At 73.2% G+C, this 14406-nt stretch carries 12 protein-coding genes and 2 pseudogenes; 4 read left to right on the top strand and 10 right to left on the bottom strand.

The window, feature by feature from the left end; translation table 11 throughout:
- Window positions 1-355: 355 nt before the first annotated feature.
- Complete coding sequence (locus tag ACFVTC_RS11965; RefSeq protein WP_390126447.1) at window positions 356-1327, bottom strand: FAD-dependent oxidoreductase; 972 nt, start codon at window positions 1325-1327, stop codon at window positions 356-358.
- A 193-nt stretch (window positions 1328-1520) separates the two neighbouring features.
- Between ACFVTC_RS11965 and ACFVTC_RS11960 the strand changes: the two genes are divergently transcribed.
- Window positions 1521-3161: an ABC-F family ATP-binding cassette domain-containing protein gene (locus ACFVTC_RS11960; protein ID WP_390126446.1), complete on the top strand. Its 1641-nt coding sequence runs from the start codon at window positions 1521-1523 to the stop codon at window positions 3159-3161.
- A gap of 22 nt (window positions 3162-3183) precedes the next feature.
- On the opposite strand, the gene ACFVTC_RS11955 is transcribed toward ACFVTC_RS11960, so the two are convergent.
- The 4 genes from ACFVTC_RS11955 to ACFVTC_RS11940 form a co-directional block, all read right to left on the bottom strand.
- Window positions 3184-3489 (bottom strand): putative glycolipid-binding domain-containing protein, encoded by a 306-nt coding sequence (locus ACFVTC_RS11955; protein ID WP_390126515.1) that lies wholly within the window; start codon window positions 3487-3489, stop codon window positions 3184-3186.
- Complete coding sequence (locus tag ACFVTC_RS11950) at window positions 3438-3791, bottom strand: putative glycolipid-binding domain-containing protein (protein ID WP_390126445.1); 354 nt, start codon at window positions 3789-3791, stop codon at window positions 3438-3440. The genes ACFVTC_RS11955 and ACFVTC_RS11950 overlap by 52 nt, the downstream gene beginning before the upstream one ends.
- A gap of 85 nt (window positions 3792-3876) precedes the next feature.
- Window positions 3877-6270 carry a Tex family protein gene (locus ACFVTC_RS11945; protein WP_390126444.1) on the bottom strand — a complete coding sequence of 798 codons (2394 nt, stop codon included), beginning with the start codon at window positions 6268-6270 and terminating at the stop codon, window positions 3877-3879.
- 88 nt (window positions 6271-6358) lie between these two features.
- Complete coding sequence (locus ACFVTC_RS11940) at window positions 6359-7225, bottom strand: hypothetical protein (RefSeq protein ID WP_390126443.1); 867 nt, start codon at window positions 7223-7225, stop codon at window positions 6359-6361.
- Between the two features lie 125 nt (window positions 7226-7350).
- On the opposite strand from ACFVTC_RS11940, the gene ACFVTC_RS11935 reads away from it, so the two are divergent.
- Window positions 7351-8304 (top strand): GlxA family transcriptional regulator, encoded by a 954-nt coding sequence (locus ACFVTC_RS11935; protein WP_390126442.1) that lies wholly within the window; start codon window positions 7351-7353, stop codon window positions 8302-8304.
- Between the two features lie 16 nt (window positions 8305-8320).
- Window positions 8321-8956: a DJ-1/PfpI family protein gene (locus ACFVTC_RS11930; RefSeq protein WP_390126441.1), complete on the top strand. Its 636-nt coding sequence runs from the start codon at window positions 8321-8323 to the stop codon at window positions 8954-8956.
- On the opposite strand, the gene ACFVTC_RS11925 is transcribed toward ACFVTC_RS11930, so the two are convergent.
- A complete protein-coding gene (locus tag ACFVTC_RS11925; RefSeq protein WP_390126440.1) occupies window positions 8943-9710 on the bottom strand; it encodes an enoyl-CoA hydratase/isomerase family protein in 768 nt (255 codons plus the stop codon). The genes ACFVTC_RS11930 and ACFVTC_RS11925 overlap by 14 nt on opposite strands.
- A 299-nt stretch (window positions 9711-10009) precedes the next feature.
- On the opposite strand from ACFVTC_RS11925, the gene ACFVTC_RS11920 reads away from it, so the two are divergent.
- Complete coding sequence (locus ACFVTC_RS11920; protein ID WP_168534261.1) at window positions 10010-10516, top strand: ATP-binding protein; 507 nt, start codon at window positions 10010-10012, stop codon at window positions 10514-10516.
- 57 nt (window positions 10517-10573) lie between these two features.
- Here ACFVTC_RS11920 and idi read toward each other — a convergent pair whose 3' ends face one another.
- The 4 genes and pseudogenes from idi to galE form a co-directional block, all read right to left on the bottom strand.
- Window positions 10574-11167, bottom strand: a complete 594-nt coding sequence (gene idi, locus ACFVTC_RS11915) for an isopentenyl-diphosphate Delta-isomerase (RefSeq protein ID WP_329291836.1) — start codon at window positions 11165-11167, stop codon at window positions 10574-10576.
- Between the two features lie 452 nt (window positions 11168-11619).
- Window positions 11620-12354, bottom strand: a pseudogene (locus ACFVTC_RS11910) (class I SAM-dependent methyltransferase); the annotation flags it as partial.
- Window positions 12355-12719: 365 nt separating this feature from the next.
- Window positions 12720-13031, bottom strand: a pseudogene (locus ACFVTC_RS11905) (cation transporter); the annotation flags it as partial.
- 109 nt (window positions 13032-13140) lie between these two features.
- On the bottom strand, window positions 13141-14118 hold the full coding sequence (galE, locus tag ACFVTC_RS11900; RefSeq protein ID WP_390126439.1) for a UDP-glucose 4-epimerase GalE: 978 nt from the start codon (window positions 14116-14118) through the stop codon (window positions 13141-13143).
- Between the last annotated feature and the right edge of the window lie 288 nt (window positions 14119-14406).

The following is a 14406-nucleotide window of genomic DNA, read 5'->3' as shown; positions in this document are numbered from 1 at the left end:
TGGCTGTTTCCCGCGCTGACCCGCGGTCATGGACCGTCCGTCCGCGGCCACTGGTCGGCGTGTCGCGCCGGGGTCCTCGCCCATGGCCGGGGGTCGGCGCGTCGCGGGTGGGTCCTCGCCCAGGGCGAGCGTGGCTGTTTCCCGCGCTGACCCGCGGTCATGGACCGTCCGTCCGCGGCCACTGGTCGGCGTGTCGCGCCGGGGTCCTCGCCCATGGCCGGGGGTCAGCGCGTCGCGGCCGGGTCCTCGCCCGCGGCGAGCGTGGCTGTTTCCCGCGCTGACCCGCGGTCATGGACCGTCCGTCCGCGGCCACTGGTCGGCGTGTCGCGCCGGGGTCCTCGCCCATGGCCGGGGGTCAGCGCGTCGCGGCCGGGTCCTCGCCCAGGGCGAGCGCGGCCGCTTCCCGCGCGCATCCCCAGGCCACCGTGACCCCCGCACCGCCATGGCCGTAGTGGTGCACCACGACCCGCCCGTCGGCGTGCACCTCACGCTCCAGCCGCACCGGTGTGCGTACCGGCCGCAGTCCCACCAGATGACCGAGGACACGCGCCCCCGCGATCTCGGGCCGCAGGGCGGCACACCGCTCGACGATCCGCGCGGCCGTCGCCGGATCGGGCGTGAGCGACCAGTCGTCCTCGTCGGTGGTGCCGCCGAGCACCAGCCGGCCGGGATGCGGGAAGACGTACGTGCTCGTCCCGGCGATCTTGTCGGTCGCGACGATCCAGGAGCCGACGCCGGGGTTCTCCGTGATCACGAGCTGTCCGCGCACGGGCCGTACGGCCGGATCCGGGACCAGTGAGCGCGCACCCAGCCCCGCGCAGTTGACCACGACCGGCGCCGGCACCCGGGCGAGATCGGTCACCGTGCGTGTCTCGACGGTCCCGCCGGCCGCCGTGAGCCTCTCGCGCAGCCACCGCAGATGCACCGGCATGTCGATCAGCGGCAGCCGTGCGCGCAACCCGGTCCCCGCGTACTCCTCGGGCGTGGCCGCCCGCAGCCCCGGCACCCGGGCGGCCCACGCCCCCTGCGTGTCCAGTCGCGACCCCGCCAGTACGCCGTCGACCATGCGTACGCCGGTCGCCCCCGGCCGTTCCGCCGACTTCTCGTACACGGAGAGTGATTGGAGCGCCCATTCGCCGGCGAGGGCCTCGGGTTCGATGCGGTACGGCCACCACAGCGCTCCGGCGACCGCCGAGGTGGACCGCTCGGCGGGCTCCCTCGTCCACACCCGCACCCGCCGGCCGCGCTCGGCCAGGACGACGGCCGTCGTCAGTCCGATGACACCGCTGCCGACCACGATCACGTCGTCGCTTCGCGTGTTCTCCACGCGGGGACGGTAGCGGAACAGGTCATGTCGTGCTCGCGTCACTCCTTGTGTGTGGGTGACGACAATCCGTGCGCGGCGCCGAGGGGTGGACGCGCGGGGCTGAGGGCGGCGGACGCACGCGTGCGGGCGGCCGGTGGCGCACGGAACGCGGGGTCCACGGCGGGCGGGCCGGGCCGTTAGGATCGGCCTCCTGATGACTGCCACTCTCGTCGCCAAGAACCTCGCCGCCGGACACGGCGACCGCTCGCTCTTCACCGGGCTCGACCTCGTCGTCGCGCCCGGCGACGTGATCGGGCTCGTCGGTGCCAACGGCGCGGGAAAGTCCACGCTGCTGCGGCTGCTCGCCGGGCTGCTCACGCCCGAGGAGGGGGAGCTGCGGCTGTCCCCGCCCTCCGCGGTGGTCGGGCACCTGCCGCAGGAGCCGGAGCGCCGGGACGGCGAGACCGTACGGGCCTTCCTCGCGCGGCGCACCGGCGTGGCCGAGGCCCAGCGGGTGATGGACGAGGCGACGCAGGGGCTCGTCGACGGAGTGCCGGGCGCGGACGACGCCTACGCGGAGAGCCTGGAGCGCTGGCTCGGCCTCGGCGGCGCCGACCTCGACGAGCGGGCGGAGGAGGTCACCGACTCCCTCGGCCTCGCGGTCGACCTGGACCAGCCGATGACGGCCCTGTCCGGCGGGCAGGCCGCCCGCGCGGGACTTGCCTCGCTGCTGCTGTCCCGCTACGACGTCTTCCTGCTCGACGAGCCCACCAACGACCTCGACCTGGACGGTCTGGAGCGGCTCGAGCGGTTCGTCTCCGGCTTGCGCGCGGGCACCGTCGTCGTCAGCCACGACCGCGAGTTCCTCACCCGCACGGTCACCAAGGTGCTCGAACTCGACCTCGCGCAGCAGCAGATCACGCTCTACGGCGGTGGCTACGAGGCGTACCTGGAGGAGCGCGACACGGCCCGCCGGCACGCCCGCGAGGACTACGACGAGTACGCGGACAAGCGGTCCGCCCTCGAAGGGCGGGCCCAGATGCAGCGCTCCTGGATGGACAAGGGAGTGAAGAACGCCCGGCGCAAGGCGAACAACGACAACGACAAGATCGGCCGCAAGTTCCGCAGCGAGGCCAGTGAGAAGCAGGCCGCGAAGGCCCGGCAGACCCAGCGCATGATCGAACGGCTCGACGTCGTCGACGAGCCGCGCAAGGAGTGGGAACTGCGCATGGAGATCGCGGCCGCGCCGCGCTCCGGAGCGGTGGTCGCCACGCTGCGGGACGCCGAGGTGCGGCGCGGCGACTTCACCTTCGGGCCCGCCACGCTCCAGATCGACTGGGCGGACCGGGTGGCCGTCACGGGCGCCAACGGCGCGGGCAAGTCGACCCTGCTGGGCGCGCTGCTCGGCCGCGTCCCGCTGGACGCCGGGCACGCCACCCTCGGCTCCGGTGTCGTCGTCGGCGAGGTCGACCAGGCCCGTAAGCTCTTCCACGGCTCGGAGTCCCTGCTCGACGCGTTCTGCGCCGCCGTCCCCGACACGGAACCGGCCGAAGTCCGCACCCTGCTCGCCAAGTTCGGGCTGAAGGCGGAGCACGTGCTGCGCCCGGCCACCAGCCTCTCGCCGGGCGAGCGCACCCGATCGGCCCTGGCCCTGCTGCAGGGGCGCGGCGTCAACCTCCTGGTCCTCGACGAGCCGACCAACCACCTCGACCTCCCCGCGATCGAGCAGTTGGAGTCGGCCCTCGACACGTACGAGGGCACGCTGCTGCTGGTGACCCACGACCGCCGCATGCTCGACGCCGTGCGCACCACACGCCGTCTGGAAGTGGCCGCGGGCAAGGTGACGGAGCACTGACGGGTCCGTCCGGGCGGGACACTCACCCGGCCAACGCCAGGCGCCGCGCCGTCCTGGGGCGGTCGGCGACGAATCCGTCCGCGTCGAACTCCAGGTCACCGCGGTAGTCCCCCGAGGAGAAGCGGACCAGGCCGCTCTCCCCGTCGCTGCCCAGATGGGCGTACGTCTGCCGCGACGTCCGCACGGCGAGGTCCGGCACGGACACCCGGGCCATCAGGAACTCCGGCTCGCCCGGGGCGAGATGGAGCCGGTGGCGCAGCACCGGCATGGTGTTCGTCAGCGGGCACGGCCCCAGGTCGCGGTCGAGGGCGCCGCCGAGATCGGGCAGCCACTCCCCGTCCGCCGTCCGCCACTCCCCGTCCGCCGTCCGCCGTCCGCCGTCCGCCGTCCCTCACCGTCGTGCCGCAGGTCGAGCGTGCGGGTGCCCGAGGCTGTGTCGGCGCTCACACACAGCCGCCGGGGCACGAACCCGTCGACGGTGTCGAGCTCGTAGGAGATCCGGTACGGCTCGGGAACCGTTGTGACGGCACGCCCGCGCGCCCGCGGAGAGCGGGCGCCGGACATGATCCAAGAGGTCTCGAACCCCTTGCTCTCCGTGACTTCCCAGGTAAGGACACGCGAGCCGGCCATACGGTCACTCCAGGAGCGCGGGCCCGGTGCCGCGCCCCTTTCGGGGCGCGGGGAACGGCCCGGCCGGCGACTGCTCATCCGCAGGTCAACGACGGCCCTTCTTCGGGTCCACCAGTCCCGCGCGCCGCAGCGCGTCCGCCATCGCGCTGTTGGCCGGCGCCGGAGCGGCCTGCCGCGCGCCGCCGCCTCCGCCCGCGCCGCCCCGCGGCTGGCGCTGCTGCTGGCGCTGCTGCGGAGGCCGTCCGCCCCGCTGCGGACGCCCGCCCTCACCCTGCTGGTCCGACGCGGTCGCCTCGTCGTCCAGGCGCAGCGTCAGCGAGATCCGCTTGCGCGGGATGTCGATGTCGAGCACCTTGACCTTGACGATGTCACCGGACTTCACGACATCCCGCGGGTCCTTGACGAACGTCCTGGACATCGCCGAGACGTGCACCAGACCGTCCTGGTGGACGCCGATGTCCACGAAGGCGCCGAAGGCGGCCACGTTCGTGACGACCCCTTCGAGCACCATCCCGGACGCCAGGTCGGAGATCTTCTCGACGCCCTCCTTGAAGGTGGCCGTCTTGAACGCGGGCCGCGGGTCGCGCCCCGGCTTCTCCAGCTCCTTCAGGATGTCCGAGACGGTCGGCAGACCGAACGTCTCGTCCACGAAGTCGGCCGGCCTGAGCGAGCGCAGCGCGCCGGTGTTGCCGATCAGGGCCGCGACCTCGCTGCCCGCCGTCTTCACCATGCGCCGCACCACGGGATACGCCTCGGGGTGCACGCTGGACGCGTCCAGCGGGTCGTCCCCGCCCCGGATCCGCAGGAAGCCCGCACACTGCTCGTACGCCTTCGGGCCGAGCCGGGCCACGTTCTTGAGGGACGTACGGGAGCGGAAGGGGCCGTTGGCGTCGCGGTGGGCCACGATGTTCTCGGCGAGTCCCGAGGTGATGCCGGAGACCCGGGAGAGCAGCGGGGCGGAGGCCGTGTTCACGTCCACGCCCACGCCGTTCACGCAGTCCTCCACGACCGCGTCCAGGGAGCGGGAGAGCTTCACCTCGGACAGGTCGTGCTGGTACTGCCCGACGCCGATGGACTTCGGGTCGATCTTCACCAGCTCGGCCAGCGGGTCCTGGAGCCGGCGCGCGATGGAGACGGCACCGCGCAGCGACACGTCCATGTCGGGCAGTTCCTGCGAGGCGAACGCGGACGCCGAGTACACCGACGCCCCCGCCTCGGAGACCATCACCTTGGTGAGCCGCAGCTCGGGGTGCTTGGTGATGAGCTCACCGGCGAGCTTGTCCGTCTCGCGGGACGCCGTGCCGTTGCCGATCGCGATCAAGTCGACCGTGTGCTCCTTGGCGAGGCGGGCGAGTCTGGCGACGGCCTCGTCCCACTTGTTCGCCGGGACATGCGGGTAGATGACGTCCGTGGCGACGACCTTGCCGGTCGCGTCGACGACGGCGACCTTCACGCCCGTGCGGAATCCGGGGTCCAGACCCAGCGTCGAGCGCGTGCCGGCCGGAGCGGCCAGCAGCAGGTCCCGCAGGTTCGCCGCGAAGACGTCGACCGCCTCGTCCTCGGCGGCGGTGCGCAGTCGCAGCCGCAGGTCGATGCCGAGGTGCACGAGCAGGCGGGTCCGCCAGGCCCAGCGGACCGTGTCCTTCAGCCACTTGTCGCCGGGACGGCCGCGGTCGGCGATCCCGAAGCGCTGGGCGACGATCCCCTCGTACGAAGAAGGCGCAGTCGGGGACTCGGCGGGCTCCTCGGGCTCCAGGACGAGGTCGAGGACCTCCTCCTTCTCGCCCCTCAGCATGGCGAGGACGCGGTGCGAGGGCAGTTCCTTGAAGGGCTCGGCGAAGTCGAAGTAGTCGGCGAACTTGGCGCCCGCCTCCTCCTTGCCGTCCCGCACCTTGGCCGACAGGCGTCCACGCACCCACATGCGCTCCCGCAGCTCGCCGATCAGGTCGGCGTCCTCCGAGAAACGCTCGGTGAGGATCGAGCGGGCGCCGTCCAGGGCCGCCTGCGGGTCGGCGACGCCCTTGTCGGCGTCGACGAAGGCCGTCGCCGCGGCCACCGGGTCGACCGTCGGGTCGCCGAGCAGGCCCTCGGCCAGCGGCTGGAGACCGGCCTCGCGCGCGATCTGCGCCTTCGTGCGCCGCTTCGGCTTGAACGGCAGATAGATGTCCTCCAGGCGCGCCTTGGTCTCGGCGCCCCGGATCTGGGCCTCGACCTCCTCGGTGAGCTTGCCCTGCTCGCGCACCGATTCGAGGATCGCCGTGCGCCGGTCCTCCAGCTCCCGCAGATAGCGCAGCCGCTCCTCGAGGGTGCGCAGCTGCGCATCGTCGAGCATCTCGGTCGCTTCCTTGCGGTAGCGGGCGATGAAGGGCACCGTCGAACCGCCGTCGAGCAAGTCGACGGCGGACTTGACCTGCCGTTCCCGTACGCCGAGCTCCTCGGCGATCCTGCCTTCGATGGACCCTACGAGGGGTGTCGTCACGATCCCGTACCGCCTTCTCCACAGAGGTTGCGCGGCAATTGTGGCAGGTGACACCGACAACGGGGGATCAGGGCGCCGTTCGGCGGTGTCAGCCCTTGCCGGTCATGCCCTCGGGGAACGCGCCGGCCGCGAGCGCCGTCATCAGCAGTCCCTTCGCCAGTTCGGTGAGTCGCTCCACGCCCGCGGCGCCCAGATGCTCGTACGGGGCTCGGTCCAGCTGATCCGTCCGGATCTCGATCTCCTGGCGCAGCGCGGTGCCGGCCTGCGTCAACTCGCCCTCCGCGTCCAGCAGTCCGCGTCCGCGCAGACGCTCCACCGCCGCCTCCCAGTCGGCGCGCGACCAGCCGCGGGTGCCCAGCGCCCACTTCGGAGCCATGCCCTTGCCGGTCGCGGTGTGGCTCACCAGCGCCTCGACCGGGTCGAGTTCCGCCGCGAGCAGCACCGCGAGGTGGCCGTCGCCCCGGTGTTCGCGCAGCAGCGTGGCGCCGTGCCAGAGCGCGAGGTGCGGCGCGTCGGGCACGGGCAGGTCCGCGTGCGCGGCGTAGAGCGGGCGCGCCGTCCTGGTGCAGGCCTCGGCCGCCCGCAGGGCCAGCTCGGCGGCCTCGGCCATCTCCTCGGAGGCGAGGACGTCCTCGCCGAGCAGCCGCCGCAGCGTCGCGTCGACGCCGCGCGCGCGTGCCGCGAGGACGGTCTCGGGCGAGGCCTTCTCCCACACCCCGGGCACGTGCCGGGCCACCAGTTCGTGGTGGAAGTTGTAGAACGTCGCCGTCACCGTGCCCGGCCCGACCGGTCCCATGGCCGCGGCCCGCACCGCGAAGTAGGCGCCCCGGCTGTCGTCGATTCCGACCGCGGTGAGCTCGCGGTCCAGGTCGGGGGAGAAGTAGTGGGTCGAGTGCAGCGGATTGAGGACGTTGTGGCAGCGCCGTCCGGCGCGCTCGGGCAGAGAAGTCGTCATGCCCGCAGGTTACCGACTGGTCAGTACGCGGGGAACGGGTGGGCGTGGAGACATGCACGGCCGTGGCAGGAAAGGTGGGGTACTCGTCCTTGCGGCCCTCGTCGGTCCCGCCAAGAATCGAGGACATGCGAACCGTCCTGTTCGTCCTCTTCGACGCGGTGCAGAGCCTCGACGTCACGGGTCCCGCGGAGGTCTTCGCGGGCGCCGAGATCTCCCGGGCCGGCTCGTACCGCGTCCGCACCGCCTCCCTGGACGGCGCACCGGTCCGCACCTCCAGCGGTCTGACCCTCGTCCCCGACGGCACCCTCGCCGAGGCGCGCGCCCCGCACACCCTGCTCGTCCCGGGCGGGCAGGGCACCCGGCAGCCGGACCCCCGGCTCACCGAGTGGCTGCGGGCGCACGGCCCCGGCGCCGACCGTCTGGTCTCCGTCTGCACCGGCGCCCTCCTGCTCGCGCGGGCGGGCCTGCTCGACGGCCGCCGCGCGACCACCCATTGGGCGTACTGCGACAGGCTCGCCCGCGACCACCCGGCCGTCCAGGTCGACCCCGACCCCATCTACGTACGCGACGGCCGGGTGTCCACCTCCGCGGGCGTCACCTCCGGAATCGACCTCGCCCTCGCGCTCGTCGAGGAGGACCTCGGCCGCGAGACCGCCCTCACGGTCGCCCGTCACCTGGTCGTCTTCCTGCGGCGTCCGGGCAATCAGGCCCAGTTCAGCGCACAGCTCGCCGCGCAGACGGCCCGGCGCGAACCCCTGCGCGAGGTCCAGCAGTGGATCACCGAACACCCCGGCGAGGACCTCTGCGTCGAGTCGCTCGCCGCCCGCGCCCGGCTCTCGCCGCGGCACTTCGCGCGCGCCTTCCAGTCCGAGACGGGCGTGACACCCGGCCGGTACGTCGACCGGGTCCGTCTCGAACACGCCCGGCGTCTGCTCGAGGACACCGCCGACGGCGTCGCGGAGATATCCCGCGCCTGCGGCTACGGCACGCCGGAGGCCATGCGTCGCGCCTTCCTCCGGGCGCTCGGCGCCGCCCCGGCCGAATACCGGCGCCGTTTCCGCCCCGCACCCACGCACTGAACGGGAAAGGACCCGCATGCAGATCGCCATCGTCCTCTACGACCGCTTCACCGCCCTGGACGCGGTGGGCCCCTACGAGACCCTCGGCCGGCTGCCCGGCGCCGAGACCGTCTTCGTCGCCGAGCGCACGGGCCCGGTCCGCAACGAGACCGGCAATCTGGCGCTCACCGCCGACCGCACCCTGGACCAGGTACCGCACCCGGACATCGTCGTGGTCCCCGGCGGCCCGGGGCAGACCCCGCAGATGGAGAACCGGGTCCTCCTGGACTGGCTGCGCGCCGCCGACACCACGAGCACCTGGACCACCTCCGTGTGCACCGGCTCGCTGCTCCTGGCCGCGGCCGGGCTCCTCGACGGCCGCCGGGCCACCTCGCACTGGCTGGCCCTCGACGCCCTCCAGGAGTTCGGCGTCGAACCGACGGGGGAGCGGGTGGTCTTCGACGGGAAGTACGTGACGGCGGCAGGTGTCTCGTCCGGCATCGACATGGGGCTGCACCTGCTCGGCCGGATCGCGGGCGACGAACACGCCCAGGCCGTGCAGCTGCTGACGGAGTACGACCCGCAGCCGCCCTACGACGCGGGGTCCCCGCGGAAGGCGCCCGCGCACCTGGTGGAGGAGCTCCGGGGGAGGAGCCGGTTCATCCTCCGATAGGGCCAAAACCCGGTGTGGTCCAGGTGAACCGTGGCGGGCGGCGCTCCAGGAAGGCGGCGACGCCCTCCGCGGTGTCTCCGCTGCCGCGTGCCTGCTCCGCCCAGTGGGCGTCCCGGTCGGTCCGCCCGTTCGCGAACTCCTTGGCGGACGCCTGCGTCAGCAGCGACCGCGCCGCGAGGACCCGGGTGAACTGCGCGACCCGCTTGTCGAGTTCGTCCCCCGCCAGTACCTCGTCGACCAGGCCCGTGCGCAGCGCGTGCTCCGCGTCGATCAACTCGCCCGAGAACAGCAAGTACTTGGCGGTCGCCGGTCCCACGAGTGACACCAGACGCCGGGTGGCGGAGGCGGGGTAGACGATTCCCAGCTTCGCCGGGGTCACCCCGAACAGGGCGCCGGCCTGCGCGAACCGCAGATCGCAGGCCGCCGCGAGCTGCGAACCGCCGCCGACGCAGTATCCGCGGACGGCCGCGAGCGTCGGCTTGGGGAAGGCGGCGAGCGCGTCCTCGGCCCGTACGGCCAGGCCCTGGGCCTCGTCCGAGGAGCCGCGCAGGGTCGAGATGTCGGCCCCCGCGCAGAAGGTGTCGCCCTCCCCGGTGAGCACCACCGCGCGGACGGCCGGGTCGGCGGCCAGCCCGTCGAGCAGGGGCGGCAGCGCCCGCCACATCCCGGCCGTCATGGCGTTGCGCTTGGCCGGATGGTGGATGACGACGGTGGCGATGCCGTCGCCCACGCTGTGCAGCAGCTGCGGCTCCATACGCCGGATGCTATCCGCACCCTCGAACGCGCGATCAGCGAGGCCGGGCGCGTCCGAGGCGGCCCGCTCCGGCGGACGCCGGATGGGCCGCGCGGCCTCGGCGGCAAACCCGTACAACCCGAATAGTTCTCGAAGTGGACACAAAGAAGGCGAGAGTGGTCGTCCGGTCGACCATGTCATACGGCGACGGTCGGATAACGTCGATAGTCGCTGACTTCTGTTCAGTCATCGGGTCCGCACCAGCGCGTTCCCACACTCGACGTGTGGTGACAATCGAGCGCAAGGGTGGCGACCGGACGATGGAGAACCACGGGCGGGGGTTCGACTCCCGTCCCGAAGGCGGCGGGGACGTGCCTCCCGATCAAAGACCGCCGGGTCCGCTGCCGTACGAGGGGGTGTGGCGGTTCACCGCTCCCGCCGCCGACGCTTCGGTGCCGCAGGCCCGACACGCCGTTCGTGACCTGCTCGCGCGGCAACGGGTGCCCGCGTCGGACGACCTCGTCCAGGGGCTCCTGCTGATCGTCTCCGAACTGGTCACGAACGCCGTCCGGCACGCGGCGCTGCTGTCCCCGACGCTCGCCGTCGAGGTGGCCGTCGGTGCCGAGTGGGTGCGTGTCTCCGTGGAGGACAACCACCCCTACCGCCCGACGGCCCTGGAGGCGGACCACGGCCAGACAGGCGGGCGCGGGCTGCTCCTGGTGAGGGAGGTCACCAGGGAGTCGGGCGGGGTGTGCGACGTCGAGCACACGGCGAGCGGCGGCAAGGTGATCTGGGCCGCCCTGCCGCTCACGCCGAGCGTCGTCTAGATCCTGCCGGGAAGCGTGGATCCGGCCGGGAAGCACGGAAGCGTCCCCATGGGTCCGTCACCAGCCGGCGGACGGGCCCGTCAGCTCCCTGACCGCCGGGCGGGCCGCGTCGAGGACGGTCATGAACCAGGACGAGAAGGGATCCTTCTCGTGCCGCTCGGCGAGCTCGGCGGCGGTCACGAAGACCGTGTCGCCGACCTCCTCCGCGTCGGGACGCAGCGACGCCTGCACCATTCCGACGAAGAGGTGGTTGTACTCCTGCTCCACCAGGCCCGACTCCGGGTCCGGGTGGTTGTAGCGGACCGTGCCCGCCTCCGCGAGCAGCGAGGGGGAGACCCCGAGCTCCTCGTACGTCCGCCGGGCGGCCGCCGCGAAGGGGGCCTCGCCGGGGTAGGGGTGGCCGCAGCAGGTGTTGGACCAGACACCGGGGGAGTGGTACTTGCCCAGGGCGCGCTGCTGGAGCAGCAGCCGTCCGCGCTCGTCGAAGAGGAAGACGGAGAAGGCCCGGTGCAGTTGCCCGGGTGGCTGATGGGCGGCGAGCTTCTCCGCCGTGCCGATCGTATTGCCGTCCTCGTCGACCAGCTCGAGCAAGATCGCTTCAACGGTGCCGTTCGACGAACTGTGCGTCGCGGTGGCAGGTGTGATCGGCATACCCATCCTTCGCATCGGTCTTCGAGTCCCAAGTCTGCCGTACGAAACCGGCACTCCCGGCACTTCGCGGCTCCCCGCATGTCCCGCCGCGGACTCCCGGGACGGGACACGCGGCCGGTCGGCGTCAGGTGCCGGATGTGGCCGGACACCTGATCGTGCCCGGTGCCGCGGACGAGGAATCGTCCAGGACAGGGGCCGACAGATGTTCGCCTCGCACCCCCCGTCCGGTCCCCGTCGAGGACCTCGGAGCAGGGCCGGACGCCGTGGCCCGGAGCGGGTGCGGCGCCTCGCGGCGGTTGGGCCGTGCGGTGACGGGAGCGGACACCGACGCGGTCCGCGGCCGGACGGGCCGTACGCCGACGGAGGCCGCTTCGTCGCCGTACGGGCCGCGTCGGGTGTCGAGGCGGCCGGGTGCCGTCGGCGCCGGTCCGGGGTCAGGCGCCGTCGGCCACCGGACGCAGGGCATGGCCGACGTAGCCGTACTCCCCTCCGTGCGCGCGGCGCAGCTCGATCTCCGCCCGGGTGTCCGCGACGGCCTCGGCCATGCCTGGCCGGTCCAGGTCGGCCGCGTCCGCGTGGGCGGCGAGCGGCCCGTAGTACTCGTCCCAGTCGGAGTCCGGCAGGAGCACCGTGCCCAGCACCCGGTACCCGGCGTCGCGTGCGGCCCGGATGTCCTGAGCGGTCGTGCGCAGCAGGCCCGCCCAGAAGGCACGGGCCCGGCCGGACGGCATCCCCACCGTCCAGGAGCAGTGCGTGAGCACCAGGGTGCCACCGGGGGCGAGCAGCCGCCGCCAGTCGCGCAGGGCGGTGTCGAAGCCGATCAGGTAGGCCGGGCCCTCGGCCCAGAGGAGATCGAACGAGCCGTCCGGGCAGGGGAGTTCACCCATGTCCGCGCGCACGGCGTTGACGGACGCGGAGAGGGAGCGGGTCGCGGCGGCCGTCCGCAGTTCGTCGAGGAACGGTTCGTGCGGGTCGACGGCGGTCACCCGCGCCCCGGCCTCGGCGGCGAGCAGCAGCGCGGACCGGCCGGGCCCGCAGCCCAGGTCGAGCACGCGCGGGCGCCGCGGCAGCGGACCGGCGAGCGAGAGCATGTGCCGGGTGGTGGCGTCGGAGCCGGGGCCCTGCCGGGGCAGTCCGTGGTGCAGGGCGAAGAATGCCTCGCGGGAGGCGTCGTGGTCGGACGGCATGAGCAGCCTCCGGATGCGGGGTCCGGGCCGCCGCGCACGCCGTACGGCGTCGGTCAGCCGTGGACCCGGAGGACGGGGACACACCTGTCACCGCGCACGGCGGCGTCGAACGTGACGGCCATCGACCCACCTCCTCCTCGAACCGCGGCCGAGCCAGCACCGGCCCGCACGGCCCCGCAGCCCTGTTTCCCGGCCCGCCTGCCCGCCTGCCCGCCCGTCCGCCTGCCCGCCAGCCCGCCTGCCCGCCTGCCCGCCTGCCCGCCTGCCCACCCGTCCGCCTGCCCGCCAACCCGCCTGCCCGCCCGTCCGCCTGCCCGGCTCTCCGGCCGGCCGGAGACGGACCGGGCCCCGGCCCGCGCGCCCGCTCAGTGACAGAGCCTCGCCTCGTGCCGCGCGCGTCCGCTCGGCTCCAGCTGGAAGGTGTGGTGCTCCAGGTCGAAGTGGTGGCCCAGGCAGCCCCGGAGCTCGAGGGGCACTTTCTCGTGCCGGCCGGCGTCCAGCACGTCCGTGGCGACGACCACATGGGCGGAGAGGACCGGCAGGCCGGACGTGATGGTCCAGGCGTGCAGGTCGTGGACGTCCTCGACACCGGGCAGCGCCACGATGCGGGCGCGCACCTCCGCCATGTCGACATGCCGGGGCGCCGCCTCCAGGAGCACGTTCAGCGCCACCCGCAGTCGCCCGCGGTACGCGCGGGTGGAGTATCGGGCCAAGGCCGCGCAGAACACCGTTGCCATCCGCTCTGACCTGCGTGAACGGAACGCAGGTCAGAGCAGGTGAAGATCGTTAATCCTGTGTCGGGGGGTGATGAAGACGCCATCCGTCCCACGCCGAGGCGACCATGTCGCGCACCCCGCGCCGCGCGCGCCAGTCAAGCTCCCGGGCGGCCAGCTCGGCCGAGGCGACCGCGCGCGGGGCGTCACCGGGACGGCGCGGCTCGACGACCGGCTCCCGGGCGTCACCGCTGACCTCCGCGACCAGCGTGAGCAGCTCACGCACCGAGACGCCCTCGCCCCGGCCGATGTTCACGGTGAGATCGCCCGTGGCGTCACCCGTCAGCCTGCGGGCCGCCGCGAGATGCGCCTCGGCGAGGTCGGCGACGTGGATGTAGTCCCGGACACAGGTGCCGTCCGGTGTCGGATAGTCGCCGCCGAAGATCCGCGGGGCCTCGCCGCGGGTGAGCCGGTCGAAGACCATCGGGATCACGTTGAACACCCCGGTGTCGGCCAGCTCCGGCGTGACCGCGCCCGCCACGTTGAAGTAGCGCAGGCACACCGTCGCGATACCGTGCGCCCGGCCCGCCGCCCGCACCAGCCACTCCCCGGCGAGTTTCGTCTCGCCGTACGGGCTCATCGGCGCACAGGGCGTGTCCTCCGTGATGAGGTCCACGTCCGGATTGCCGTAGACGGCCGCGGACGAGGAGAAGAGGAACCTGCGCACGCCCGCCCCGGCCACCGCCTCCAGCAGCGTCGCGAGACCGCCGACGTTCTCCTGGTAGTAGCGCGTGGGCTGCTCGACGGACTCACCGACCTGCTTGCGCGCCGCGAGATGCACCACACCCGTCACCGCGTGCTCCGACAGAACCCGCTTGAGCAGGTCCCCGTCCAGGGACGATCCCTGTACCAGCGGGATGCCCTCCGGGAGACGCCGGGCCACCCCGGACGAGAGGTCGTCGAGAGCGACGACGCGCTCCCCGGCCTCCGCCATCGCCCGCGCCACGTGTGCCCCGATGTATCCGGCCCCGCCGGTGATCAGCCATGTCATGGACGACCACCCTATGCCGGGCCCGGTACCGCGCCCGTTCTGCCGTGTTCCGCACCGGTGCGCCGGTTCTCGTACGCAATGCCGCCAATGGTCCGGTCTGGGGCCGCGGTTTGTCGCGCGGACCCCGGATCACCGATGATGATCGCGGCGGAGACGGTCACGCAGACCAGGTTGATCGGACCGTGAACGGGTGGTGAACACCCGCTTCCCATCATCCGATAGCCTCTGCCGACATGCCGCCCGGCGGCCGCAGGCACTGTCCGCGCCCTCCCGCCCGCCCCCCGGGGC

The organism is Streptomyces sp. NPDC057950, from assembly GCF_042887295.1.
Taxonomy (GTDB): Bacteria; Actinomycetota; Actinomycetes; order Streptomycetales; family Streptomycetaceae; genus Streptomyces; species Streptomyces kaempferi.
Note: the sequence above shows the minus strand (reverse complement) of the source record. Positions and strands in the feature narration are given on the sequence as shown.